Raw genomic sequence first — 22,351 nt, 5'->3', positions numbered from 1 at the left:
ACGGTCGCCGTGTTGTTGCTCGGCGACGGTCTGACCGGTAGGGGCTGACAGTCGCCCGCGTCACCGGCGTCGCGCTGCTCGCTCTGGCAGTAAGTAGTTGGATGGGCCGGCAGGATCAGGGAAGGAGCTCGCCGCTGGCGGGAATGCTGACCTGCAACGTCCTTGCCGCCATCTATCTCGCCTATCTCGGGATGGAAGGTGCCCAGGTCGGAAAACTATTGTGGCCGACCGTTGTTCTCCATGCCGCGCTGACCCTGCTTTTTGTTCACGCCTGGTTTTCGTTCCAACCTGGATCACCGCGGAACTTCTGAGGGTGTGGCCCATGAGAGCCCTGCCTGGCCACCCCAACGAATTCCGCCTGTAGGATACAGTTAATTACGTTCCGTGCCGCCGAACAATGCGCGAGCCTCACCAAGGGCAGGCAAAGCCCCTCGGAGCGGCCAGCCCGGCTGGACGATGCGACCTTCTTATTAGGTGGGAGCACTATGTGAGAGTTCTAGCGTTGGGAAACTCCGGCGTTGTCTGGCTAACCCTGATGGCGGGGGTGATGGCGCCCGCTTCGGAAGCACTCGCGTGCGGCTATGACAGCCCGCAGTCGGTTTCGCGCGGCGTTTTGAACTGGGCCTATCCGGATTCGCTTCATGTCATCGGTGCGATATCGCGGGAGGTCGCGGCGCGGCGGCTGCCCTTGGCGAATTTCAATCGGGCCGGAGCAGATTTGTTCGGGCAGCGATTTCGCGCGACCCAGACGGCGCTCACCGGGTTCGCCGAATTGCTCCGCGCCGCGTCATCCGAGCCATCGCAGTCAGCCTTTTCCCTTGTCCTTGTCGAGCCGGTGCTTTGGACCCGCTTCGAGCCGAGCGCCGAAGGCTTGCATGCCAAGGTCCATGTTGCCTCCGCCGAACCGGGCGATCTGGTTCTGGTTACCGGCGAGGCTGTCATCAGCGAGATCGCGCTCGGCCGGCTGGCTGTCGGCGAGGCCGGTGAGCGCGGCCTCATTCGCTTCTACGGATCCGAGAAGCAGAAGTCGGACTTCATCGGCACCTATCGACACGCCGGAGGCCAACCTATTGCCAAGTTGGGCGCGAGCCATGCGACGACGTCGCCTGCCGCCCAGCTCATCACTGACGCAGTTCAACCTTCAGGAGGGAATCCATGACCAAGACATTGCTGTACGGGACGGCACTAGCAAGCCTGATGGGCTTCGCGCTTCCGGCGATTGCGCAGGACGCCGGGGCCTTGGACAAGGGAAAGGCCGACGCCGCGCACCAGCACCCGCCGGCCTACTCGCCATACGCGGAGCGCGACTTCCCGACGCGCCCATTCTTCGGCGATACGCATCTGCACACCGCGTTTTCCATGGACGCCGGCGCATTCGGCGCCAAGCTGACACCGCGGGACGCTTACCGCTTCGCCAGGGGCGAGGAGGTTACCTCGTCCACCGGCCAGCCGGTGAAGCTTTCCCGCCCGCTCGACTTTCTCGTGGTCGCCGATCACTCCGACAATATGGGCTTCTTCCCGGATCTGTTCGCCGGCAAGCCTGAGGTGCTGGCTGACCCTACCGGCAAGAAATGGTACGACATGATACAGTCCGGCAAAGGCGCGGATGCGGCGATCGAGATCATCGTCGCCTTCTCGCACGGGACGTTCCCGAAGGATATCATGTATTTCCCGGGCACGGCCGCCTACAAGGGCGCGTGGCAGGAAACGATCGCCGCCGCCGAGGATTACAACAATCCCGGCCTTTTCACCGCCTTCATCGGCTTCGAGTGGACGTCGAACACCGGCGGCAACAATCTGCACCGCAACGTCATCTTCCGCGACAATGGCGACAAGGCGAGCCAGGTCGAGCCGTTCACCGTCTATCCGCCCTACGGCAGCGACAACCCGGTCGATTTGTGGAAATGGATGGGCGCTTATGAACAGAAGACCGGCGGCGATGTGCTCGCGATCGCGCATAACGGCAATCTCAGCAGCGGCCTGATGTTCCCCACCGTCGAGCAGTTCGGCAAGCAGGTCGACCGCGAATATGTCGAGCAGCGGGCGAAATGGGAGCGGCTCTACGAGACCTCGCAGACCAAGGGCACCGGCGAGTCGCATCCGCTCCTCTCGCCCAACGACGAGTTCGCCAGTTTCGAGATCTGGGACAAGGGCAATCTGGACGGCAGCGTTCCCAAGACCAAGGAGATGCTCGAGTTCGAGTATGCCCGCTCGGCCCTCAAGAACGGACTGAAGCTCGAGCGCGAGCTCGGCACCAATCCCTACAAGTTCGGCCTCATCAGCAGCAGCGATGCGCACACCGGCCTCACCGCCATGGAGGAGGACAATTTCTTCGGCAAGACCACACCGCAGGAGCCGAGCCCGGAACGCATCGGCGCAACCTTTATCAGCAATGCCCAGACCGGTGTCAAAATCATGGACTGGGAGGTCGGCGCCTCCGGCTACGCAGCCGTCTGGGCCAAGGACAACACCCGCGCATCGATCTGGGATGCCATGCAGCGCAAGGAGACCTACGCCACCACCGGCCCGCGCATGCTGGTGCGGTTCTTCGGCGGTTGGGAGTTTGAAAGCAAGGATGCGCAAAATCGACTGCCGGGGCATATCGGCTACACCAAGGGCGTGCCGATGGGCGGCGATCTTCGCGCAGCCCCTGAAGGCAAGAAACCGACCTTCCTGGTCGCCGCCTTGAAAGATCCGCTCGGCGCCAACCTCGACCGCTACCAGATCGTCAAGGGCTGGCTGGAGGCGGACGGCAAACTGAAGGAGCAGGTCTATGACGTGGCTTGGTCCGGCGACCGGAAGCCCGACGCGGGTACCGGCAAGCTGCCATCGGTCGGCGACACTGTGGATGCCGCGAACGCCGGCTGGACCAATACGATCGGCTCCCCGGAGCTCAGCGCGGTGTGGGAGGACCCGGATTTCGACGCGAGCCAGCCGGCCTTCTACTATGGACGGGTGATCGAGATCCCGACCCCGCGCTGGACCGCCTACGACGTCAAGCGGTTCGGCGTAAAGGCCTTGCCAGGCACGGCGATGACCATCACCGAACGGGCCTACACCTCGCCGATTTGGTACACGCCAGGCACTTGAGGAAGGAAGCGACGCATCAAGACAAGGCAGACGCCCAGAGGCGTCTGCCTACCGCTCGCCACTCGCCAAGGCGGCACCAACTCATCGACACCGCCTAGCTAGCAAGGACGCCGCCCAATGAAACTTTTTCATGAACCCTTGCTGCATTTTGTCGTGGCGGGCACCGTGCTGTTCGCTGCCTTTGCATGGCTTGGCGACAGCGAAGAGCAGACGAAAAGCATCGAGCCGGTGCGTGTCGGCGACGGCGAGCTGAAGTGGCTCACCGAAACTTTCAAGGGCCAGTGGCAGCGTCCCCCGGATGGCCAGGAGCTGCAAGCCTTGATTACTGAGCTGATAAAAGAGGAACTATTCGCTCGCGAGGCGCGGGAAATGGGTCTCGAAGAGCACGACACGATTGTCAGGCGCCGGCTGGCCCAGAAACTGGAGTTCCTGCTCAAGGACACTGCCAAGGTCGTCGAGCCGACGGTAGCCGATCTTAGAAAATACTATGAAGCCAACCTCGACCTGTTCCGCGTCGCAAGCAAGGCAAGTTTCCGACAGGTCTATTTCAATCCGGACGGCCGCAAGGACGCCGCCGCCGATGCGGCCGATATGCTCGAACGGCTCCAGGCCGGCGATGCCGGCGACGTGGCGGAATTCGGCGACAGATTTCTGCTCGGCACCGAGTTCAAGAACCTCGACGAACAGGAGGCGACCGGCATGCTCGGCGAGGAGCTTTCGCGCGAGATCTACGCCGCGAGAACGGGAAGCTGGGCCGGCCCGTTCAAGTCCGGCTATGGCTACCACCTGATCAATGTCTCCGAGCGGAACGAACAGGGTTCGCGTCCTTTCGAAGAGGCGCGTGAGGCCGTGTCAGCCGAATGGCTCAGAGATCGCCAGGACGAAGTCAGCCGCGACTACATTGCACGGCTGCGCGAGAAATACGGTGTCGTCTATGGTGACGAGGTGGCGAAGCTGCTTTCTCCTGGCCCGAAAGCCGATGTGGCGTCGCGATGAGCCCGGTCCGTTTCCTAGCCTTACTCCTGCGGTTCGGGCGCGCTGCATTGCTTTTGGTTGCGGCATGCGTTGGGGCCTCCCCGGCCCTGACACACGAGATGCGCCCGGCATTTCTGGAGCTTCGAGAGGAAAGCCCGGGTGAGTTCAGCGTAACCTTCAAGACACCGATGCAGGGCGACTTCAGGCTCGCGCTTTCGCCGCGCTTTTCTGGCGCGGTCGAGAATCTGACGCCGGTGGTGTCGCGCGCGACGGGCGACGCCATGGTTCAGACGTGGCGGATTGCAGCGATCGAACCGCTCGCCGGCCAGAAAGTGAGCATCGAGGGCCTATCGCAGACCATGACCGATGCGCTGGTGCGCATCGAATTCGCCGATGGCGGCACATGGGTCGAGCGGCTCACCCCTAGCGCGCCCGACATGGCGATCCCCGCGACGCAGAACCCTTGGGAGGTGGCGGCGACCTATTTTCGCCACGGCATCGAGCACATCGCCTCCGGCATCGACCACCTCCTGTTCGTCGCCGCGCTGATGTTGATCGTGCGCGGCTGGCGACGGATAGTCGAGACGATCACCGCGTTCACCGTCGCCCATTCGATCACGCTGACTCTCGCCACCATCGGCTGGGTCACTTTGCCGTCTGCGCCGGTGGAGGCAATGATCGCCCTCAGCATCCTGCTTGTCGCGACCGAAATCGTTAGGATGGAGCGCGGGCAGTCGAGCCTGACCATCCAATGGCCTTGGGTCGCCGCCTTCGCTTTCGGCCTGCTGCACGGCTTCGGCTTCGCCGGCGCCCTGGTTGATCTTGGGCTGCCGCGCGGCGATATTCCGCTCGCTTTGCTGTCGTTCAATGTCGGCGTTGAAATCGGGCAGCTCCTATTCATCGCGGCGATCATGCTCGCCGTTCATTCGATACGGCGCATCATCACGCTACCGCGGCGGGCTATCGTCGCTTCGGCCTATGTGATCGGAACCGTCGCGGCGTTCTGGAGCATCGAGCGGCTGGACGCGATGTTTTTATGAGGGAGGCATGAACACATGCGTGATCGGTCGAGGCGGCAGCGGTCTTCTGCGAGTCGATGCCGGATCTGCGCGTCAATATTCAAGGGGATTTCGGTTGCGCGTTTTTGGCGGGAGCGTTGCTGCCTCCCACTGCGAGCGCATTGGAAGGAAGCTTTATGACCTTTGCACAAAAGCTAAAGCACGATTTCATCAGTCTAGCCTTCTACAAAGCCTGGAACGACAACATCATCTACTACGGCAAGCGCACGGCCGACCCGTCCGACTTCCTGCTGTTCCATGTCTGCCTCGATCCGCACTCGGCTCAGGGCGCGGATCTCGAGGTGCCGCTTTGGGAGTTCGGCCTCTCCGACGACGCCTCGATCGAAGTGGAGGACATGGTCGCCGCCCGCGCTTCACCTGGCACGGCAAAATTCAGCACATCCATCTCGATCCGTTTTACAAGCCCTATGCGGTGTGGCGACTCATCCCGCCGGCACACGCAGGGCTGTCTCGACCAAGCCAGTCATAAGCGAAGCAACATCCGTGCTTGATGACAGGAATTCGCTCACGGTCCTCGACCCCACGCTTTTGAGACCACGGCCCCTCTACCGTCGATCTTGTCGACACGACGCTTTTTTCACCGACAGGACATTTCCAGGCGGCGCCGATAATGCAAGTCGCCCGCGTTCCACGCGCGTCGCGTTCGATCTGGTAACTCTGTGTCTCGAGCTGTGACGAACTGACCGGAAGGAGCCGCTGCTGTCGAGAGGATCGAGGCCCTGGCGCGGCTCGGATCATGCCAGAAACTGCGTCGCCACGCCGAGCAACGGTCCAGCCTCGGCGAGCTTTTGGTCGAGCGTATGTATCGTGGCGCCATGCTCCGATGCCGTTGCGAGATGCAGCGCGTCACCAGCGCGAAGCCCGAGACTATGCTGATCGGCGAACTTTGCCGCCGTGCGGAAATGCCCGCCCGTGACAGGCAGCACGGTGAAGCTCTCGGCGGCCAGCTTGTGGAACATCGCGAGCGCTGCTGCGCGCTGCTCCAGGTTGATCTGCCCGGTTCGCAGCTTGATCGCCATGGCCGACGACATCTCGGTGATGGTCCAGTCGCTGATCAGAAGCTGCGCCGGGTCCTGCTCCGCCAGCCAGCTCTGAACGCGCGGCGTCGTCGCTTCATTTGAAAGGGCGGCAACGATCAGCGACGTGTCGAGATAGTGCATCAGTAGCGGTCGCCATCCCGCATCGACCGTACCAGATCGGCAGAACTCTCGGCCTGAGGCGGCATGGTCGCGGTCAAGGATTGCAGGAGGGTCGCGTCGATCCGCCGCCGCGGTCTCGCCACGGCGGTGAGCCGTGCGACCGGTTTACCCCGCCGGGTGATGTCGATCGTATCTCCTGCCTCGACACGATCCACTAGCTCGCTCAGACGGGCTTTGGCATCTGCCAGGTTGATCACACTCATGTCACGCTCCTGACCATGTAGATGGTCATATAGCGTATTGCGCTCAACAATTCCAGTGAGGGGTTTTCATGCGTCACGTTCTGACCCGGGGCGCCGCTCGGCGCAAAGCCAGCTCATTGCAGTCGGCTGTTGTGTCGCAGCACGAGGCCGACTGCGCCGAGCAACGCGTCGTTCTCTGTGTGCTTGCCGACGATTATCCGCGTGCGCAGGGCAGGCGCGATGTCCCGGGACTTGATGAGCGTGTGGCGTTCATATGACGCGATCAGCGGTGCCAGGAGAATGTCGCCTGCCAACGCCATGCGGCCACCGATGATGATGAGTGGCGGATTGATCACCGAGCCGATCAGACCAAGACCACGGCCGGCGAAGTCCGCGGTGTCCTCGATCATCCGCAGCGCCCCGACGTCGCCCTGTTCAGCCATCATGATCACCTCGTCCATCGTGACCGGCCGCCGCACGATGCGCGAAATCTGCTCGAGCGGCCGGGCAAAACTCGCATAGAGCTCCAGGCATCCGCGATTGCCGCACCGGCAAAGATCGCCGCCGGGATCGAGGCTGATATGCCCGAATTCGCCAGCGCCGCCGGCGATGCCCGTCACCAGCCGGCCATGCTGGACAATGGCCCCGCCGACGCCGAGATCGATCTTGAACAGCACGAAATCGTCTTGGCCGACGGCCGCGCCCCACATCAGCTCGGAAATGGCCGAGCAGTTGCTCTCGTTGTCGGCGAAAATCGGCTGTTCTAGAACCGGCCCGAACACATCGCGGATGTTGACCCCAGCCCAGGTCGGAACAATACTCGCACGCTGCACCACTCCTTCGCGGCTGACAGGGCCCGAGACGGAAACCCCAACCCCCAGGAGCCCCCCCATCGGCAGACCGTTCTCTTCGTAGCATTGGGCAATTGCTGATTTGGCGAGCCGGGCCGCCTGTTGCGGTTGGTAGTCCAGACCCATGGGGATAGTTTGTTCGGTAATGACAGAATGCGACACGTCGGCGACGACGCACCGCATCTCATCGAGGCCTAGGTGGATTCCGACGCAGGTGCCCGCAGCGGGATTGAGCGTCAAGGTCGCGGCAGGCCTGCCAATGCCCCTGGCCCCGTCATGGTGGGCCGAGGATTCGATCACCATTCCGGACTTTCTCAAGCCATTGAGCGCGGTTGAAACCGTCGATCTCGCCAATCCGGTGATATGCGTGATTTGCGACGCAGAAAGCACGCCGCGCTCACGCAGGCATCGCACGATCAGGCTCTCCGGTGATGCGGAGGGCCTGTCGATCAGCCAATTTCTAAGCGAAGGTTTGTTCATGATGAGCACAAATCACGTTGACTGATAGCTCAAATATGTCATCTTGGAAAGAACGGAGATACGCATCTCCGTCTGCGGCGAGCTCAGATTGCGTCCACAAGCGGTCGATACGAACCGTACATCACATATGGGAGTGAAACGATGGAATACCTGAGGACGGCCGTTGCGGCCGCTGCGGCGTACACCTTTGTTGCGGGAGCCGCGCTCGCAGAGCCCAAGACCAACCTGTTGCATCAATGGGCGACCGGATCGGACGCCCAGGCTATCGCCAAGCTCGGCGAGATGTTTACCGCTAAGGGTGGCACCTGGCAGCAGACCTCCATCGCGGGCCACACGGCCAACACGCTGGCGAAACTGCGCGCCGACGTTATCGCCGGCAATGCACCCCCCGCGGTGCAGCTCAAGGGACCCGAGATCGCCGAATGGAACGAGACCGGCATGACAGCCAATCTCGACGAACTGGCGACAGCGGAAAATTGGGAGAAGGTCGTCGCTCCCGAATTGCTGCCGGTGATGAAGCCGACCGGAAGCTGGGTGGCGGCGCCGATGAACATCCATCGCATCAACTGGCTGTGGGCATCGCCGAAGGTCATGCAGGAAGCAGGCGTCGCCGAGGTGCCGAAGACGTGGGCGGACTTCAACGCCGCCTGCGACAAGATCGTGGCGTCAGGCAAAATCTGCATCTCGCACTCGACTGCCGACTGGACCGATTCGACGGTGTTCGAGGTCGTGGTCTACGGAATGGATCTCGATCTCTTCAAGAAGGCCTTCGTCGAGGGTGACGTCGAGGCGATGCGCAGCGACGGCATGGTCAAGGCCTTCGAACAGTTCCGCACCATGACGACCAAATATATGGACCCCGGCATGAACGGGCGCGAATGGGATACCATGTCGCATCTGGTCGGCCGCGGCGAGGCCGCCTTCCACATCATGGGCGACTGGACGCTCGGCCTGCTCACGGCCGGCGGCTTCAAGGAGGGCACCGACTATGTCTGCGCCCAGGCGCCGACTGACTGGGGCAAGCCGGGCTTCATCCTGAATTCCGACTCGGTCGTGTTCTTCCAGCAGAAGGATCCAGACTACGTCGAGGGGCAGAAACTGCTCGCCAGCACGATCCTGTCGCCTGAGTTCCAGACGATTTTCAATCAGACCAAGGGCTCGATCCCGGCCCGTCTCGACGTCGATCTTTCGAACGGCTTCAATCCCTGCCAGCAGCTCTCCCAGAAGGACCTGCAGGCGTCGATCGATGGCGGCACGCTTGTCCGTTCGATGGCGCATAACATGACGATCCCGCAGAAGGTGCGCGGCGCGATCATGGATACCGTCACCGAATTCGTGGCGACGCCGGACATGACCGCGCAGGACGCAGCTAGTGCGATGGCTGATGCGGCCGAAGCGCAGATGTGAAGAAGCTGCCGATGATTGGCCCGGCGTGGCACGCCCGGCCTGACTTCGCCGGAGCAGCCGATGTCCACGCATGACCTGACTGTACCGGTTGCGCCTCCCGCAGCCCCGTGGCGGCAGCGCCTGGGCACGATGGTGCCCATTCTGGTGCTGGCGCCGTCGCTTGCAGCGAGTTTCATCTATGTCTTCGTCTTCACGATTTGGACGCTGTATCTCTCGCTCTCCAATTCGTCGCTGATGCCGACCTATGGCTTCGTCGGTCTGGACAATTATGCTTCGCTCTGGGCGAACCGGCGCTGGAACATCGCCTATACGAACCTCTTCCTGTTCAGCGGTTTCTATATCGTCGGCTCGATGGCCATCGGCCTGCTTCTCGCGATCCTGATCGACCAGCGCGTTCGCGGCGAGGCGGTTTGGCGCACCATCTTCCTCTACCCGCTGGCAGTGTCCTTCATCGTCACCGGTACGGTGTGGAGCTGGCTCTACAATCCCGTCGACGGCATCCAGGCCTTCGTGCGGGGGCTCGGCTGGACCGACTTCAGCTTCGCCCTGACGGCCAACCGCAACACCGCGATCTATGCGGTGATCATAACCGGTATCTGGCAGTCGTCCGGCTTCGCAATGGCGCTTTTCCTGGCTGGCCTGCGGTCGGTCGATCCGGATCTCATCAAAGCAGCGCAGATCGACGGTGCCTCGGTTTCCCGAACCTATCGGAAGGTCATCCTGCCGACGATCGCCCCGATTTTTCTGGCGGTGGCGGTCATTCAGATCCAGTTCGCCATCAAGACGTTCGACCTGGTGGCGGCGTTGACGCGGGGCGGGCCAGGTGTATCCACTACCTTCCCGGCGATCTACGTCTACGACCTGATGTTCCAGCGCGGGCAAATCGGCGAGGGTGCCGCTGCGGCGATGATGATGCTCGCCGCCCTCGCGGTTGTGCTTGTGCCTTATTCCGTGTGGATCGTTTGGCGCAGGCGGGCGGAGGGCCGCAATGGCTGAAATTGCCCTCAACGCCCGGCATGATCCCGAAGCGGCCGCGGCTACGCGGCGCTATTTCTGGAGCCGCTTCCTTGTCTATGCGGTGCTGACGCTTTTTGCGGTCATCTACCTTGCACCGCTGCTGGTCGTGGTCTTCAACTCCTTGCGGGAGCAGTCCGAGATTGCCCGCAGCGGCCTCATCTCCCTGCCGCGCAGCTTCCGTCTCGATGCGTGGGCGGAGGCTTGGGGCACTTATTGCGTCAGCGGCACCTGCGAAGGCATGAAGCGCAATTTCTTCAACTCGCTCTGGATGGCGATCCCCGCGACGGTTATCTCCACGCTTCTCGGCGCCATGAACGGCTACGTGCTGTCGAAATGGCGCTTCAAGGGCTCGGAAATTCTGTTCAATCTGATGCTGCTCGGCGTCTTCATGCCCGGCCAGATCTCGCTGATGCCGTGGGCGTTCCTGCTCGGCAAACTCGGGTTGACCAATTCGACGTATGGGCTGGTACTGATACACGTCGTCCAGGGCATCTCGTTCACCACCCTGTTCTGCCGCAACTTCTACGTCAGCATACCGGACGACCTTATCAAGGCGGCACGCATCGACGGCGCCGGCTTCTGGCGGATTTTTCGCAAGATCATCCTGCCCCTGTCGCCGCCGATTTTGATTGTCACCGTTATCTGGCAATTTACCGGTATCTGGAACGAGTATCTGTTCGGCGTCGTCTTCACCTCGGGCCAGCAGCAGCCGATTACGGCGGCATTGGTCGCCCTCACTGCCGGCGGCACGACCGCCCGCGCTTACGATGTGATGAGCGCAGCCGTGCTGATCGGCGCGCTGCCGCCGTTGCTGATCTACCTGTTCGGTGGAAAATACTTCGTGCGCGGCCTGACACAGGGCGCCATCAAATGAGGCATCGCCCATGTCCGCGCTGATGATCCGCGACCTTCACAAGAGCTATGGCGGGCTCGAGATTCTGGCCGGCATCAATCTCGAGGCGCGGACCGGGGAATTCATCGCCCTTGTCGGTCCCTCCGGCTGCGGCAAGTCAACCTTACTCGCCATGATCGCTGGCCTGGAAACCGTCACGTCGGGCGAGATCTGGATTGGCGACCGGCTGGTGAATTCCGTGCAGCCCAAGGACCGCGACATAGCGATGGTGTTTCAGTCATACGCCCTCTATCCCACGATGACGGTGCGCCAGAACATCACCTTCGGCATGGAAAGCCGAGGCGTGCCCAAAGCGGAGCAAGCGGAAGCCGTAAAGCGGGTTGCCGCACTCCTGCAGATCGAGCAGTTGCTCAAACGCAAGCCTGGGCAGCTGTCGGGTGGGCAGCGGCAGCGCGTTGCGATGGGGCGCGCCCTGGTACGCGACCCGAAGCTGTTTCTGTTCGATGAGCCGCTGTCCAATCTCGACGCCAAGCTGCGCGTGGACATGCGCACCGAAATCAAGAAGCTTCACCACCGGGTGGGCAAGACGACGGTGTACGTCACCCACGATCAGGTCGAGGCGATGACGCTCGCGTCCCGCATTGCGGTGATGAACCAGGGCTCGGTGCAGCAGTTCGACACGCCGAAGCGCATCTATGACCGGCCGACCAACATGTTCGTGGCCGGTTTCATGGGATCGCCGGCGATGAATTTCATCCCCGCCCGGCTTACCGGCTCAACCAGCATCTCGGTACGCGCCGCTGACGGCAGCGACGCCACTCTTGCCCTTGCCGCGCCTTTGCCCGCCGGTGCGCCACAGGACGTGGTGCTCGGTGTTCGGCCGGAACATATCTACCGTTTCACGGCGGACCTGAAGTCGCGCAAACCTGCTGTCGAGTCCATGAAGGCGCCGGTCGAACTGGTCGAGCCGACCGGGGCCGAGACGCTTGCCGTCCTCAGGCTAGGGGATCTGGAGATCGCCGGCCGATTCGAGCCGGATGACGCTCCCGTCATGGGCGAGACGATAACGCTTGGCATCGACATGTCGCGCGCCTGTCTGTTCGATCCAACAACCAAGGCGCTTCTGTGATCTGATGTCCATGCAATTTGCGACTTACCCGAGCTTGACCGATCGCGTCGTGCTGATCTCCGGCGGCGCCTCCGGGATCGGGGCCGATATGGTCCGCGCCTTTGCCTCGAATGGCGCCCGTGTGGCCTTTCTCGATGTGCAGGATGGGCCCGCAGAGGCGCTGGTCCGTGAGCTCAGCGGTGCCGGCGGGCGAGCTCCCCTGTACCTCCATTGCGATGTGACCGACGTCGCTGCGCTGCAGGCGTCGGTTGAAGGCGTGTGCGCGCGGCTTGGTCCGGTCGCCGTCCTGGTGAACAACGCTGCCGATGATCGGCGCCATCCCGTTGACGCGGTGACGGCCGAATATTGGGACCGCAGCTTCGACGTCAATCTCCGGCATCACTTCTTCGCTGCGCAGGCGGTACATCCGCATATGAAGGAACTCGGCTTCGGCTCGATCATAAACTTCTCTTCCATCGCCTGGCGTTTCGGCGCGGACCAGATGGTAGCTTATGCCACTGCCAAGGGGGCTGTGGTGGCGCTGACGCGCGCATTGGCGCGGTCGTTCGGATCCGACAACATCCGCGTCAATGCAGTCGAACCCGGTGCCGTCATCACCGAGCGGCAGCGCGAGCTGTGGTTCAAGACGCAGGACGCAATCGACCAGACGGTGCAGCGGCAATTTATCCGCCGCGTCCTCCTGGGCGAGGAGATTGCACGGACCGTGCTCTTCCTTGCAGCCGATGACAGCCGCATGATCACGAAGCAGTCCATCACCGTCGATGCCGGTCTGCGCTGATGCGATCGCTTCCACATCTTTCAACGGGACTGCCAAACTGATGCTTCGCCTCGGTCTCAACCCTTACGGACTGACCTACCATCTCGGCTTGCAGGGGCGCGGTACGCCGCGGCACAATCCGGATGGGGCGGGGCTGGAAGGCTTCATAGCGCTTGCGCAGGAACTCGGCGCACGCACGCTCGAGATCTACGAACCATGGCTGACCGACTTGCCGGACGCCGAGGTCGTCGACCTGCGCAGGCGTCTGGCCGCGCTCGACCTCGTCCCGGTGGTCAGCGGCGGTCTTATCGTGGCCGGTCCGTTGGACAACGCGTTTCGGGCTGCGCGCCTGCTCGAGGCGACAACGATCCGTATCGCACTGACCCCCGTCCTGTGCGGTGACCGCAACGTCTGGGGTGGGAAATGGAACGAGTTCAACGCGACGATCCGCGCTGCCCTGACGGAATGGGGGCCGCGTGCGGCGGCTGAGGGCCGGGTGCTCGGCATCGAGAACCATCAGGACTTCGGCAGCGACGAACTGGTCGCATTCTGCGAACTCGGCGGGCCCGGTGCCGGCATCACCTACGATACGGGCAACACGTTTCCCGTCGGCGAGGCACCGCTTGCCTTCACGCGGCGGATCGCGCCCTATGTCCGCCATGTCCACCTCAAGGACTATCGCGTGCAGTTCACGGATGAGGGCTATCGTCTGGTCCGCTGCGCGATCGGCGACGGCGCCGTGCCATTCGCCGAACTGGCAGCCATCCTCGCCGAGCACCACGACACGCTGACGGCTGCGCTCGAGCCGGGCGCACTGGAGGCACGCCACGTTCGCTGTCTGACCGACGACTGGTGGAACGGATATGCGCCCAAGACTGCGCGCGAGTTCGCGGCCTGCCTGAGTGCTGCGCGCGTAAACCGCCTTGCGGACGACGCCGACTACCGGACGCCATGGGAGCGCGACGATGACGGTGCGCTCGTTTCGTATGAGCTCGACATGATCCGGCGCAGCGCCGCTAACATGAAGAAGTTCGACTTCATTGCAATGGAGAAATCAGCATGACTGCCCGAGAACTCAGCGGCCTGACTGCCTTCGTGACCGGCTCGGGACGTGGCCTCGGCCGCGTCATGGCCGACCGCCTGGCCGAACTTGGCGCAAACGTCGCGATCCATGATCTCGATTGGACTCGGCCATCACAGTATGGCGAATTCGCAGACCTCGGCGAATCCGCCAGAGGCCTGGAAAAACATGGGACACGGGTAACCGCGGTTACGGGCAACATCGGTGACAGGCAAGCCGTTGCCGAAATGAAGAGGAAGATCGAGGCGGAGCTCGGCGATGTGCATGTTCTGGTCAACTGCGCCGGCGGGGACATTGGCGCCAAAGGGGTTAAGCCCAGTCCCAACAACGCGCTCGACATCGACTATGAAGACATCAAGGTGCTGACCGACAACAATCTCATCGGCACGATGCTGGTCTGCCAGGCGTTCATTCCGCCTATGGTCAAGCGCGGCTCAGGCTCGGTGATCAACATTGCCTCGGCGGCAGCGCATATCGGATGCTCGCCGGAGGTGGTCTACTCCACGCTCAAGGCGGCCGTTGTCCATTATACGCGTTGCCTCGCCAAGGAACTGATCGACGATGGCGTGCGCATCAATGCGGTGAGCCCCGGCGCCACCAAGACGGCACGGTTCCAAGCGAGCCGCGTCGTCGATCCGGAGCGCATGGATTCGAGCAAGAAATCGCTGAACCGCTATGCCGAGCCTGAAGAGATCGCCGAAGCGGTGGCCTTCCTCGCCGGTCCGCGCGCGCGCTTCATCAACGGGCAGGTCATTCGCGTCGATGGCGGTTTCACCATCTTCCCAGGTTGAATCGCGACCGTTCACACCGCGAACTGTCCGGCTGAGCGCACCCCAATGAGCAGGGCCACGACGGCCATTGCCGACCTTACTTCGTTGATGGGTTGCGACGTGCTCGCAGAGCGCAGGAATCGACGGTGAAGTTCGGCAACACGACAATTCTCTTGGCGACACGCTGACGTTACAGCCCGCTTGTATGCACCCACGCAATGGCTCAGATTTGTCTCGGTTCGGTCTACTCTGCGCCCTGAGAAGGCGAAGATTTCCGGATCGAGGCGCTGGGCCACCGCGCGCGTGACAGAACGAACCGCTCCTGTCGACACGTTCAGAGGCGCTACATTAAAGATTGAGGGGACAGATGAGGCAAGAGAACGACGTTGAGAAGTCGGTGCGCACCCTGCGTGCCCGAGCACCTGACGACGCGGCTGAATTGCTTGCCCGAGAGTCTCCCGAGTTCATCCGAGACGTATTAAAGTTGTTGCCGGATAGGCACGCCCGAAAGGTGGCGGAGCATTTGCCTCCGGATATGAGGCCTATCAAGCCTCATAGCGACAGCAAGGATATCGCTGTCCCCGGATCCGTCGTCGAGCTGATGGACCCGATCCCCGCCAGCGTTCCTGTCGGAACGACGGTAGCCGCCGCGGTGGAGGCCGTCAGACGCGCCCAGGTACCGACCGAGTTGACTTACCTCTACATCACGGACGCGGCCGACAAACTCGTTGGCCTGGTGGTTCTGCGCGATCTGATGCTGAGCGAACCGGCCGCCACGGTGGATCAGATCATGCTGCCGGAACCGTTCGCCCTTCACGTCAATGTGTCTTTGGGCGAAGCCTGCAAGGCGGCGGTACGCCGCCACTACCCCGTCTATCCCGTGGTGGACGCGGAGAACCGGCTGCTCGGGCAGGTTCGCGGGTGGCGGCTGTTCGAACAGCAAATCATCGAGATTTCTGCCCAGCCTGGCCAGATGGTGGGTGTCCAGAAGGAGGAGCGTTCTTTCACGCCGCTGGTTTCAGCCTTCTTGAAACGTCATCCCTGGCTGCAGCTCAACCTGCTGACGGCCTTCATAGCCGCCTTCGTGGTTGGCTCGTTCACAGGCACGATCGAGAAGATCGTCGCCTTGGCGGCGTTCCTCCCGGTGCTGGCCGGCCAGAGCGGAAACACCGGCTGCCAGGCGCTGGCCATGACGTTGCGTGGCCTCGCATTAGGGGATGTGGACAAACGACCGAAGCTGCACCTGGTGCTGAGGGAGGGAGCGCTCGGGATCGCCAACGGCTTGCTCGTCGGTCTGGTGGCGGCGGCGGCCATGTGGTTCTACGCTTCACGGCAGCCGGAGTCGGCATCCCAGGCGCCCATGCTGGCACTTGTGATCCTGCTCGCAATGTCCGGATCGTGCCTCATGTCCGGAATCTCCGGCGTGCTGATCCCGTTGGGCCTGCGGCGGGTCGGCGCCGATCCGGCCGTGGCTTCCGCGATCTTCCTTACGACGGTGACTGATATTGTAGGCATGGGCCTGATGCTGGGACTGGCCACCATGCTCGTGCTGTAGGCACGCTCGACGGACGTGATCGCGGACGAGGACGTTGTTGCCTATGAGCTGACCTCGTCGGCGTTCAACAAGATAACAAAGGCTAAGCCGCACATCGCGCAGGCCGTCCTGAGAAGCATCGCCCGCCAGCTCTCCGAGCGCTTGCGCAACGCGGCGGAAGACCTTCGGATGAGCTACATGTGTCCCTGATGCGTCGTGCGGCGACCAGATACGTGGAGAATCGCGCAAACAATATTGATCTTGTCGGCTGCGCAATCCACGGCTGATTATGATTTGGCTTAGTTGCCGTTTGTAGCGAATACTTGCTGGAAGCCCAGCAACGCTGAGAAGATGTTTGATTAACCAGCGTAGGCGAAATGCGAATGAAGCCGATAGTTTGTTGCGCAGCTGCAACAGCTGCTGAAGACTCGGAGGTTTCCTGACAGTTCTGTCGCTTTTTTTCGTGCAGGCGTGCTAGATCCGCTGCACTAGTCGGGTTGGGGTGGGTTCTCGGCATGCATTCCTCGTTTTCAATGATCCTCGGCTTCGCCGCGGCGCTGCTTTGTACCGGCATATTGCCGGCCGGCGCACAAGGTCTCTATCCGGTCTATGACGATGCGTTTTCGGCCCGCATTGCCAATCCGACCGACAACGGAGCGCTAGCTCAATTCGTCACAGTTGCCATCAACGCAGGGCAGTACGATCAGGCGATCTCATCGATCGAGCAGTATCTCATCAAATATCCTCGCGATGCGCGCGCCCGGCTCTCGGCCAGCCGGTTGTATTATCACGTCGGCTCCTATGAATTGGCCCGGCGGCAGGTGCAGTACGGCCTCGAGGTCGGGGATCTGTCCGCGGATGAGCAACAGGAAGCCGTTCGCCTGCTCGCCCGCATCGAGCGCGCGTTACTTGGCGTCACCTGGGAAATCGCTCTGACTGGCGGTATGTTCAGCGAATCCACCGATTTTGAACCGGGCGGGGCCGAAGACGACCGCACCTTGGTCTCGCCCTATGGGCGGGCGGACGGCTTTGTCCGATGGGATCTCGGCACGCCAAGTGCTGATGCACTTGTCCTCTCGGGCTCGCTGGCAGCGACAGAGCGCTTTTTCACCAAAGACCTGTCGGTTCCCGGTACCGAGGAGACGTTTATCCTCGGTAACACCGCCATTACCTTGGACAAGGGACTGCCCAACAGCGGGATCGATTCGCTACGGCTGCTACTTTCCGCGTTCGCCGTTACAGAGCGCTTCGACAGCGATATCAACGAGACCGGCGTCGGTCTAAATGGGCGCGTCCTCGTGCGCCCCACCGTCGAGACGACGCTTTTTGCAGGTGCCGGCTACATCGATCTAAGCGGCTCGAAAGGCATCTTCGCCGATAGCAGGATTTTCTATGAGGCAGGCGGCAGCTACCGCTTCCGCAATGGCCAGGCGCTCGGACTGCGCCTGGTCGGCTCGACTGACTTCGCCTCCGGAGCTGGCGAGATCGGCAGCAGCTACATGGGAGGGGTCCGCTACGGCGGCGTGGTAATGGAAGTCCCGGACCTTTTCGTATGGTCTCACCAGGTCGCCGTCTCGGCCGGCCACGGCGACACTCCCGACTTGTCCTTCGGCATCGGCACGAACATAGAGAGCGACTTCTGGCGCATTGCCTCGGAAAGCGATTTTCAGCTCACGGAGTCGCAGAAGGTCAGTGTCGACCTCGCCTATCGTGAAACCGACTTCGAGATCGCCAGCGGCGACCGAAATTCATTCGAATTGCTCGTGAGCTACACGTTGACGCTCAACTGAAAGAGGCCGCGATGAGGACCCTGTATCGTCAGATAGCCACTTGTATCGCCTGCCTTGCCTTTGCGGCACCATCTGTCGCTGAAACGGTCGGGTCCATGACGGCCTACCAGACCAACATCATCCGCAATGACGGCGAGGCGATGAACGTCGGCGCTGGCGTCGAACTCGGCGACCATCTGCGCAGCAATATCACCGGTCTCGGAATGCTCGTATTCCGGGACGAGTCGAGCGCCAAGATTGGTCCGAACACCAGCCTGACGATCGATGAATTCGTCTACAATCCGGGCTCCCGATCAGGAAAGATCGACATCAGGATGAACAGCGGCCTGGCCCGTTTCTACGGCGGTCAGGTTTCGAAGGGCGGCGACATGCAAGTTGCGACGCCACACATGGTGCTCGGAGCCAGAGGCGGCATCATTGAAGTGCTTGTGATAGCTGGTCAGACCGTCGGCATACTGCGCGCCGGCCGCATGACCTGCATGATGAATGGTCGCAAGCTCGTGATCACAAACCCGGGCCACGCCTGCACGTCGGACAATGACAAACTGCTGACCGGCTACGGCGGTATCGACGCCTTCCCGATATTGGACAGCATCGATCGGATAGCCGGCACCGGCCTGCCAGGCGAACCGGGTCCGGGGCTGAACGTAAGCGCGATTTGTGCGTCAGCACTCGGCAATTCGCTCAAAGCCTGCAAGTCCACCGACGGCGCATTGCCCGGCGTGGCCATGGAGTTCCCTGACAGCCCAACGCCCCCTGTAGGCAGCGGGGTGGATGATGAGGATGATGACTGCTTTCCCGACTGCCGGTAAGGCCGGCCGACCGGCATGAGCCCCTCGCTTGATTGGCGGCGGGCTGCCAGGCGGAAAATACCTGGTCTTGCGGTCGTACTCTTGCTGCTCGCTTGCCATTTTGCTTTCGATGGGCCGCTGTCGCGTCTGCGCGAGCGCACGTACGACCTCTACCAGTCCCTTGCCCCGCGCCAGGCGACTAGCAATCCGGTTGTAATTGTCTCGATAGACGACGCGAGCCTTAAGGCATATGGGCGATGGCCTTGGAATCGTGGCCTTTTGGCCGATCTGGTCGATGGTATCACCGAGTCTGGTGCCGCCGTGATCGGGCTTGCGCTGGTGCTGCCCGAGGCTGACACCTCTCCTGATGGCATCGCTGGAGACAAGCGCCTCGCCCGGGCACTGGCGAAACATCGAACCATGCTCGCCGTCAGCCTGGGCAATGAGGCAACGGTTTCAGAAGCAGAGCCCAAAGCCGGCTGGTCGATCGTAGGGCAAGTACCCGAGACGCTTCCTGGCTTCACCGGTCTGACGGGCTCGCTTGCGGATTTCTCGAGCGCCGCTGCAGGCCTTGGGGTAATTCGCACTTTGCCCGATCCCGACGGCGTATTGCGCCATGTGCCGCTGCTCTGGCTTCGAAATACGGATCAAGGCGTGCAGCTTTGGCCTTCTTTCGCAGTGGAACTCCTACGCCTCTACGCCGGAGAGAACAGCTTCGTAGCCCGAATGAATGCCGCCGGGTTTGACGCACTCAGGATGTCCGGCAGCATTGTGCCGCTCGAGCCGCAGGGTAGCATCCGCCTCTGGGAAACCGACACCAATACGCCGCGCATATCTGCCAGCAATGTCCTTTCGGGCCACGGCGATCCTCTGCTGCGGAATGCCATCGCGATTATTGACCTGTCGGCCGTGGGATTGACCCAGTATTTGCCCAGCCCGACGCGTCCGGCGCGACCAGGCGTCGACATCCACGCAGATGCAATCGGCCAGATGCTTGCCGGGCGCTATCTTGTAGAGCCTGTGCAAGCGCGAATGCTCGAGCGGCTCTGGTTTGTCCTCAGTGGCATCGTTTTCATCGGGCTTTCTGGAGTGCTCGCCGAGCGGGTCGTGCTTGGCGCATTCGCTCTGGCGCTCCTGGCAGCCACGCCCTTCGTGTTTGGCGCTCTCGAATACAGCCTGCAGGGTGTGCTCTACGATCCACTGCAGCCGGCGCTTGCGACGATCCTCGTAGCTGGCTTCGAAGGCTATGCCCTCTACAGGCGCAGCGAGCAGCGCCGGTCCACCCTGGCCCGGCAGTTTTCGCAATTTCTGTCGCCCTCCGTGGTGCAGCGCCTCGCAAATTCGGATACCGAAGCGATCCTGTCCGGAGAGAAGCGCGAGATCACAATCCTGCTGAGTGATATACGCGGCTTCACGACGATGAGCGAACAACTCGATGCCCAAGAAATCGGAAAGGTGGTCAACCACTTCCTCGGCCTTGCGACCGATGAGATACTCAAGCGCGATGGGACTATCGATAAGTTCATGGGCGATGCCGTGCTAGCTTTCTGGAACGCGCCGCTTGATCAGCCAGATCATCGCGAGCGCGCGCTCGAAGCGGGGCTCGCCCTGATCGAACGGGTGAAGCGCGAAAACGCCGCGTTCACCGCGCGCAGGCACCCCCCTATCGAAATCGGCGTCGCCATCGAGACTGGCATCTGCTCCGTAGGGAATTTCGGCTCCGAACGGCGCTTCGATTACACCGCGATCGGCTCGCCGGTGAACCGCGCGGCACGGCTCGAGTCAACGACCAAAAAGCTGAGCATCCCCCTGGTGCTTGGTCCCGGATTTGCCCAAGGAGCATCGATGCCGGTTGTCCAGGCGGGCGCCTTTGAACTCCAAGGCTTCAAGGGCGAGGTGCCGGTTTTCACCGTTCCGGAGATACACCCCTCGTCGCAATCTGGCGAGGTCGTGTGATGCTTGGCACCGGTTCAGCTCGCTAACCCATTGGCAGCCGGCGAGCGAAAGCCAAGGGCGGCGGAAATACGATGGGCTGTCTGGGCTACCTGCCGCCCAGTTCGCTTTTGCTGGTCGGTTTATGCCGATAAGCGGAGGCCCATGACTTCAGCACCAATCTGGACTCCTCGGGCGTCACCACGGGCGAAACCCTAACCGATGACAGCGCTGGCCGCGACGCAGAACCCGGATGCTGGTATGGGTATCGCTAGTTCGGGATGCTACTCCAATCCCGATCTCGATGCGAACTGGCTGTGGCTAAGCTGACGCTGGACGATGGCAAGCGCGAAAAGATGCTCTCGGAACTTAGCGAGATCGTCTTCAACGACGTCGCCCTGATTCCGATGCGAGGTCCTCATCGTGGCTGCCTGCCTGAAAGGACCTTCCAGTTCACGACGCGGGCCGACCAGTATACGCTAGCCATGAATGCCAAAACTGTCTGAGGAGGTGTAGAGTTGACGAACATCACCAGGGGGTCCGTTGCGGATCGCGGTCGCGCTACATACGATCTTGGCGCGACCGCCATCTTTGCTTCCAAATCAGACCCACGCTTCCATTATTGTCTGTATGTACCGCCCGCGGTTAGGGAAGGCGCCCAAGTCGACCTGCTGGTGGCCGTCCACGGCACTGGCCGCACCTCGTTCTTGGGTTTCCGCGACGCGTTCGCCGAGTTCGGACGCTGGAACGACTGCGCCATCTTGTGCCCGGTGTTTCCAATGGGCGTTCTCGGCGACGACGCCCGCAGCGGATACAAATACATGATCGAGGGCGACATCCGCTACGATCAGGTGCTGCTCGCCATAATAGAGGAAGTCGTGGCGAAATACCGTCAGGACTGGACCCGCTTCGCCATGTTCGGATTTTCCGGCGGCGGGCAATTCACCCACCGCTTCGCCATCCTCCATCCCGATAGGCTATGGGCGGCGTCGATCGGCGCGCCGGGCTCTGTGACCTTGCTCGATCCCGCGCGGGATTGGTGGGTGGGCATTCGCGACCTGCCGGAGAAGTTCGGCATCACCTTCGATGCCCCAGCGCTGGCAAAAGTGCCGGTCCAGATGATCGTTGGCGATGCCGACCTGGAGACCTGGGAAATCACGCATGTCCAGGGCAGCACCCATTGGATGCCGGGCGCCAACGATGCCGGACGGACGCGGCCGGAACGCCTCGGGACGTTGTGTCGATCTTTCGAGGAAGCGGGTGTGCGGGTGCGCTTTGATTTGCTGCCCGGGGTAGCCCACGAACGGGACGCGGTTCTCGATCCGGTCAAGGATTTCCTGGCCCAGGCGCTCAAGGAACGACGGAACGCATCAGGATGAATGCAATGGCCAGGCCCTGCACGATAAGCTTGTGCAAAGACAGGCTGCTGTGGGG

23 protein-coding genes and 1 pseudogene are annotated in these 22,351 nt (G+C 62.0%); 20 read left to right on the top strand and 4 right to left on the bottom strand.

The features are described 5' to 3' along the window. The first annotated feature begins 101 nt into the window (after window positions 1–101). The 6 genes from AC0NIE_RS31115 (at window position 102) to AC0NIE_RS31090 (ending at window position 5,635) form a co-directional block, all read left to right on the top strand. The gene (locus AC0NIE_RS31115; RefSeq protein WP_473486186.1) at window positions 102–311 is read left to right on the top strand and encodes a hypothetical protein; all 210 of its coding nucleotides are present in this window, start codon (window positions 102–104) and stop codon (window positions 309–311) included. Between the two features lie 176 nt (window positions 312–487). Continuing rightward, on the top strand, window positions 488–1,159 hold the full coding sequence (locus tag AC0NIE_RS31110) for a hypothetical protein (RefSeq protein ID WP_473486185.1): 672 nt from the start codon (window positions 488–490) through the stop codon (window positions 1,157–1,159). Further along, window positions 1,156–3,090, top strand: coding sequence for a DUF3604 domain-containing protein (locus AC0NIE_RS31105; RefSeq protein WP_123146771.1), 1,935 nt, complete (start codon window positions 1,156–1,158; stop codon window positions 3,088–3,090). Before AC0NIE_RS31110 ends, AC0NIE_RS31105 begins: the two co-directional genes overlap by 4 nt. Window positions 3,091–3,207: 117 nt before the next feature. Beyond that, window positions 3,208–4,086, top strand: a complete 879-nt coding sequence (locus tag AC0NIE_RS31100; RefSeq protein WP_123146772.1) for a peptidyl-prolyl cis-trans isomerase — start codon at window positions 3,208–3,210, stop codon at window positions 4,084–4,086. 98 nt (window positions 4,087–4,184) lie between these two features. After that, window positions 4,185–5,105, top strand: a complete 921-nt coding sequence (locus AC0NIE_RS31095; RefSeq protein WP_473486184.1) for a HupE/UreJ family protein — start codon at window positions 4,185–4,187, stop codon at window positions 5,103–5,105. Between the two features lie 56 nt (window positions 5,106–5,161). Continuing rightward, window positions 5,162–5,635: a hypothetical protein gene (locus tag AC0NIE_RS31090; protein ID WP_473486183.1), complete on the top strand. Its 474-nt coding sequence runs from the start codon at window positions 5,162–5,164 to the stop codon at window positions 5,633–5,635. Window positions 5,636–5,878: 243 nt separating this feature from the next. Here the strand turns inward: AC0NIE_RS31090 and AC0NIE_RS31085 are convergent, their stop codons facing one another. The 4 genes and pseudogenes from AC0NIE_RS31085 to AC0NIE_RS31070 form a co-directional block, all read right to left on the bottom strand. Next, window positions 5,879–6,304: a type II toxin-antitoxin system VapC family toxin gene (locus AC0NIE_RS31085; RefSeq protein ID WP_123146775.1), complete on the bottom strand. Its 426-nt coding sequence runs from the start codon at window positions 6,302–6,304 to the stop codon at window positions 5,879–5,881. Next, complete coding sequence (locus AC0NIE_RS31080) at window positions 6,304–6,546, bottom strand: type II toxin-antitoxin system Phd/YefM family antitoxin (RefSeq protein WP_123147434.1); 243 nt, start codon at window positions 6,544–6,546, stop codon at window positions 6,304–6,306. Before AC0NIE_RS31080 ends, AC0NIE_RS31085 begins: the two co-directional genes overlap by 1 nt. A 113-nt stretch (window positions 6,547–6,659) precedes the next feature. Continuing rightward, complete coding sequence (locus AC0NIE_RS31075; RefSeq protein ID WP_473486208.1) at window positions 6,660–7,616, bottom strand: ROK family protein; 957 nt, start codon at window positions 7,614–7,616, stop codon at window positions 6,660–6,662. A 111-nt stretch (window positions 7,617–7,727) separates the two neighbouring features. Beyond that, window positions 7,728–7,856: pseudogene (locus AC0NIE_RS31070) on the bottom strand (hypothetical protein); the annotation flags it as partial. A gap of 141 nt (window positions 7,857–7,997) precedes the next feature. Here AC0NIE_RS31070 and AC0NIE_RS31065 point away from each other — a divergent pair. The 14 genes from AC0NIE_RS31065 (at window position 7,998) to AC0NIE_RS31000 (ending at window position 22,296) form a co-directional block, all read left to right on the top strand. Next, a complete protein-coding gene (locus AC0NIE_RS31065; RefSeq protein WP_473486182.1) occupies window positions 7,998–9,263 on the top strand; it encodes an ABC transporter substrate-binding protein in 1,266 nt (421 codons plus the stop codon). Between the two features lie 60 nt (window positions 9,264–9,323). Then, entirely contained in the window at window positions 9,324–10,259 is a 936-nt protein-coding gene (locus AC0NIE_RS31060) for a carbohydrate ABC transporter permease (protein ID WP_473486181.1), read from the top strand. Beyond that, on the top strand, window positions 10,252–11,154 hold the full coding sequence (locus AC0NIE_RS31055) for a carbohydrate ABC transporter permease (protein WP_473486180.1): 903 nt from the start codon (window positions 10,252–10,254) through the stop codon (window positions 11,152–11,154). Before AC0NIE_RS31060 ends, AC0NIE_RS31055 begins: the two co-directional genes overlap by 8 nt. A 10-nt stretch (window positions 11,155–11,164) precedes the next feature. Then, window positions 11,165–12,262 carry an ABC transporter ATP-binding protein gene (locus AC0NIE_RS31050; RefSeq protein ID WP_473486179.1) on the top strand — a complete coding sequence of 366 codons (1,098 nt, stop codon included), beginning with the start codon at window positions 11,165–11,167 and terminating at the stop codon, window positions 12,260–12,262. Window positions 12,263–12,311: 49 nt separating this feature from the next. After that, on the top strand, window positions 12,312–13,040 hold the full coding sequence (locus tag AC0NIE_RS31045; RefSeq protein WP_473486178.1) for an SDR family NAD(P)-dependent oxidoreductase: 729 nt from the start codon (window positions 12,312–12,314) through the stop codon (window positions 13,038–13,040). A 40-nt stretch (window positions 13,041–13,080) separates the two neighbouring features. Next, window positions 13,081–14,082, top strand: a complete 1,002-nt coding sequence (locus tag AC0NIE_RS31040) for a sugar phosphate isomerase/epimerase family protein (protein ID WP_473486177.1) — start codon at window positions 13,081–13,083, stop codon at window positions 14,080–14,082. Continuing rightward, window positions 14,079–14,891 (top strand): SDR family NAD(P)-dependent oxidoreductase, encoded by an 813-nt coding sequence (locus tag AC0NIE_RS31035; RefSeq protein ID WP_473486176.1) that lies wholly within the window; start codon window positions 14,079–14,081, stop codon window positions 14,889–14,891. The genes AC0NIE_RS31040 and AC0NIE_RS31035 overlap by 4 nt, the downstream gene beginning before the upstream one ends. A gap of 346 nt (window positions 14,892–15,237) precedes the next feature. Then, the gene (locus AC0NIE_RS31030; RefSeq protein WP_473486175.1) at window positions 15,238–16,425 is read left to right on the top strand and encodes a magnesium transporter; all 1,188 of its coding nucleotides are present in this window, start codon (window positions 15,238–15,240) and stop codon (window positions 16,423–16,425) included. A 15-nt stretch (window positions 16,426–16,440) separates the two neighbouring features. Beyond that, window positions 16,441–16,614 carry a hypothetical protein gene (locus tag AC0NIE_RS31025; RefSeq protein WP_473486174.1) on the top strand — a complete coding sequence of 58 codons (174 nt, stop codon included), beginning with the start codon at window positions 16,441–16,443 and terminating at the stop codon, window positions 16,612–16,614. A gap of 323 nt (window positions 16,615–16,937) precedes the next feature. Further along, window positions 16,938–18,194 carry a tetratricopeptide repeat protein gene (locus AC0NIE_RS31020; RefSeq protein WP_473486173.1) on the top strand — a complete coding sequence of 419 codons (1,257 nt, stop codon included), beginning with the start codon at window positions 16,938–16,940 and terminating at the stop codon, window positions 18,192–18,194. Window positions 18,195–18,289: 95 nt separating this feature from the next. Beyond that, window positions 18,290–19,006 carry a FecR domain-containing protein gene (locus AC0NIE_RS31015; RefSeq protein ID WP_473486172.1) on the top strand — a complete coding sequence of 239 codons (717 nt, stop codon included), beginning with the start codon at window positions 18,290–18,292 and terminating at the stop codon, window positions 19,004–19,006. Between the two features lie 15 nt (window positions 19,007–19,021). Beyond that, complete coding sequence (locus tag AC0NIE_RS31010) at window positions 19,022–20,941, top strand: CHASE2 domain-containing protein (RefSeq protein ID WP_473527512.1); 1,920 nt, start codon at window positions 19,022–19,024, stop codon at window positions 20,939–20,941. Window positions 20,942–21,234: 293 nt separating this feature from the next. After that, complete coding sequence (locus tag AC0NIE_RS31005; RefSeq protein WP_473486170.1) at window positions 21,235–21,423, top strand: hypothetical protein; 189 nt, start codon at window positions 21,235–21,237, stop codon at window positions 21,421–21,423. 12 nt (window positions 21,424–21,435) lie between these two features. Continuing rightward, window positions 21,436–22,296: an alpha/beta hydrolase gene (locus tag AC0NIE_RS31000; protein WP_473486169.1), complete on the top strand. Its 861-nt coding sequence runs from the start codon at window positions 21,436–21,438 to the stop codon at window positions 22,294–22,296. Window positions 22,297–22,351: the final 55 nt, after the last annotated feature.

This window comes from Mesorhizobium sp. WSM4842, from assembly GCF_055901575.1.
The sequence above is the reverse complement of the archived record's forward strand: the minus strand, read 5'-3'. Positions and strand labels throughout refer to the sequence as shown.

Bases quoted from the DNA above. Each gene is read 5' to 3' on its own strand.
- AC0NIE_RS31020 (WP_473486173.1), top strand. From the start codon at position 16,938: ATGATCCTCGGCTTCGCCGCGGCGCTGCTTTGTACCGGCATATTGCCG.
- AC0NIE_RS31035 (WP_473486176.1), top strand. From the start codon at position 14,079: ATGACTGCCCGAGAACTCAGCGGCCTGACTGCCTTCGTGACCGGCTCG.
- AC0NIE_RS31055 (WP_473486180.1), top strand. From the start codon at position 10,252: ATGGCTGAAATTGCCCTCAACGCCCGGCATGATCCCGAAGCGGCCGCG.
- AC0NIE_RS31085 (WP_123146775.1), bottom strand. From the start codon at position 6,304: ATGCACTATCTCGACACGTCGCTGATCGTTGCCGCCCTTTCAAATGAA.
- AC0NIE_RS31015 (WP_473486172.1), top strand. From the start codon at position 18,290: ATGACGGCCTACCAGACCAACATCATCCGCAATGACGGCGAGGCGATG.
- AC0NIE_RS31050 (WP_473486179.1), top strand. From the start codon at position 11,165: ATGTCCGCGCTGATGATCCGCGACCTTCACAAGAGCTATGGCGGGCTC.
- AC0NIE_RS31100 (WP_123146772.1), top strand. From the start codon at position 3,208: ATGAAACTTTTTCATGAACCCTTGCTGCATTTTGTCGTGGCGGGCACC.
- AC0NIE_RS31060 (WP_473486181.1), top strand. From the start codon at position 9,324: ATGTCCACGCATGACCTGACTGTACCGGTTGCGCCTCCCGCAGCCCCG.
- AC0NIE_RS31065 (WP_473486182.1), top strand. From the start codon at position 7,998: ATGGAATACCTGAGGACGGCCGTTGCGGCCGCTGCGGCGTACACCTTT.
- AC0NIE_RS31115 (WP_473486186.1), top strand. From the start codon at position 102: ATGGGCCGGCAGGATCAGGGAAGGAGCTCGCCGCTGGCGGGAATGCTG.
- AC0NIE_RS31040 (WP_473486177.1), top strand. From the start codon at position 13,081: ATGCTTCGCCTCGGTCTCAACCCTTACGGACTGACCTACCATCTCGGC.
- AC0NIE_RS31105 (WP_123146771.1), top strand. From the start codon at position 1,156: ATGACCAAGACATTGCTGTACGGGACGGCACTAGCAAGCCTGATGGGC.
- AC0NIE_RS31010 (WP_473527512.1), top strand. From the start codon at position 19,022: ATGAGCCCCTCGCTTGATTGGCGGCGGGCTGCCAGGCGGAAAATACCT.
- AC0NIE_RS31080 (WP_123147434.1), bottom strand. From the start codon at position 6,546: ATGAGTGTGATCAACCTGGCAGATGCCAAAGCCCGTCTGAGCGAGCTA.
- AC0NIE_RS31090 (WP_473486183.1), top strand. From the start codon at position 5,162: ATGCCGGATCTGCGCGTCAATATTCAAGGGGATTTCGGTTGCGCGTTT.
- AC0NIE_RS31030 (WP_473486175.1), top strand. From the start codon at position 15,238: ATGAGGCAAGAGAACGACGTTGAGAAGTCGGTGCGCACCCTGCGTGCC.
- AC0NIE_RS31095 (WP_473486184.1), top strand. From the start codon at position 4,185: ATGCGCCCGGCATTTCTGGAGCTTCGAGAGGAAAGCCCGGGTGAGTTC.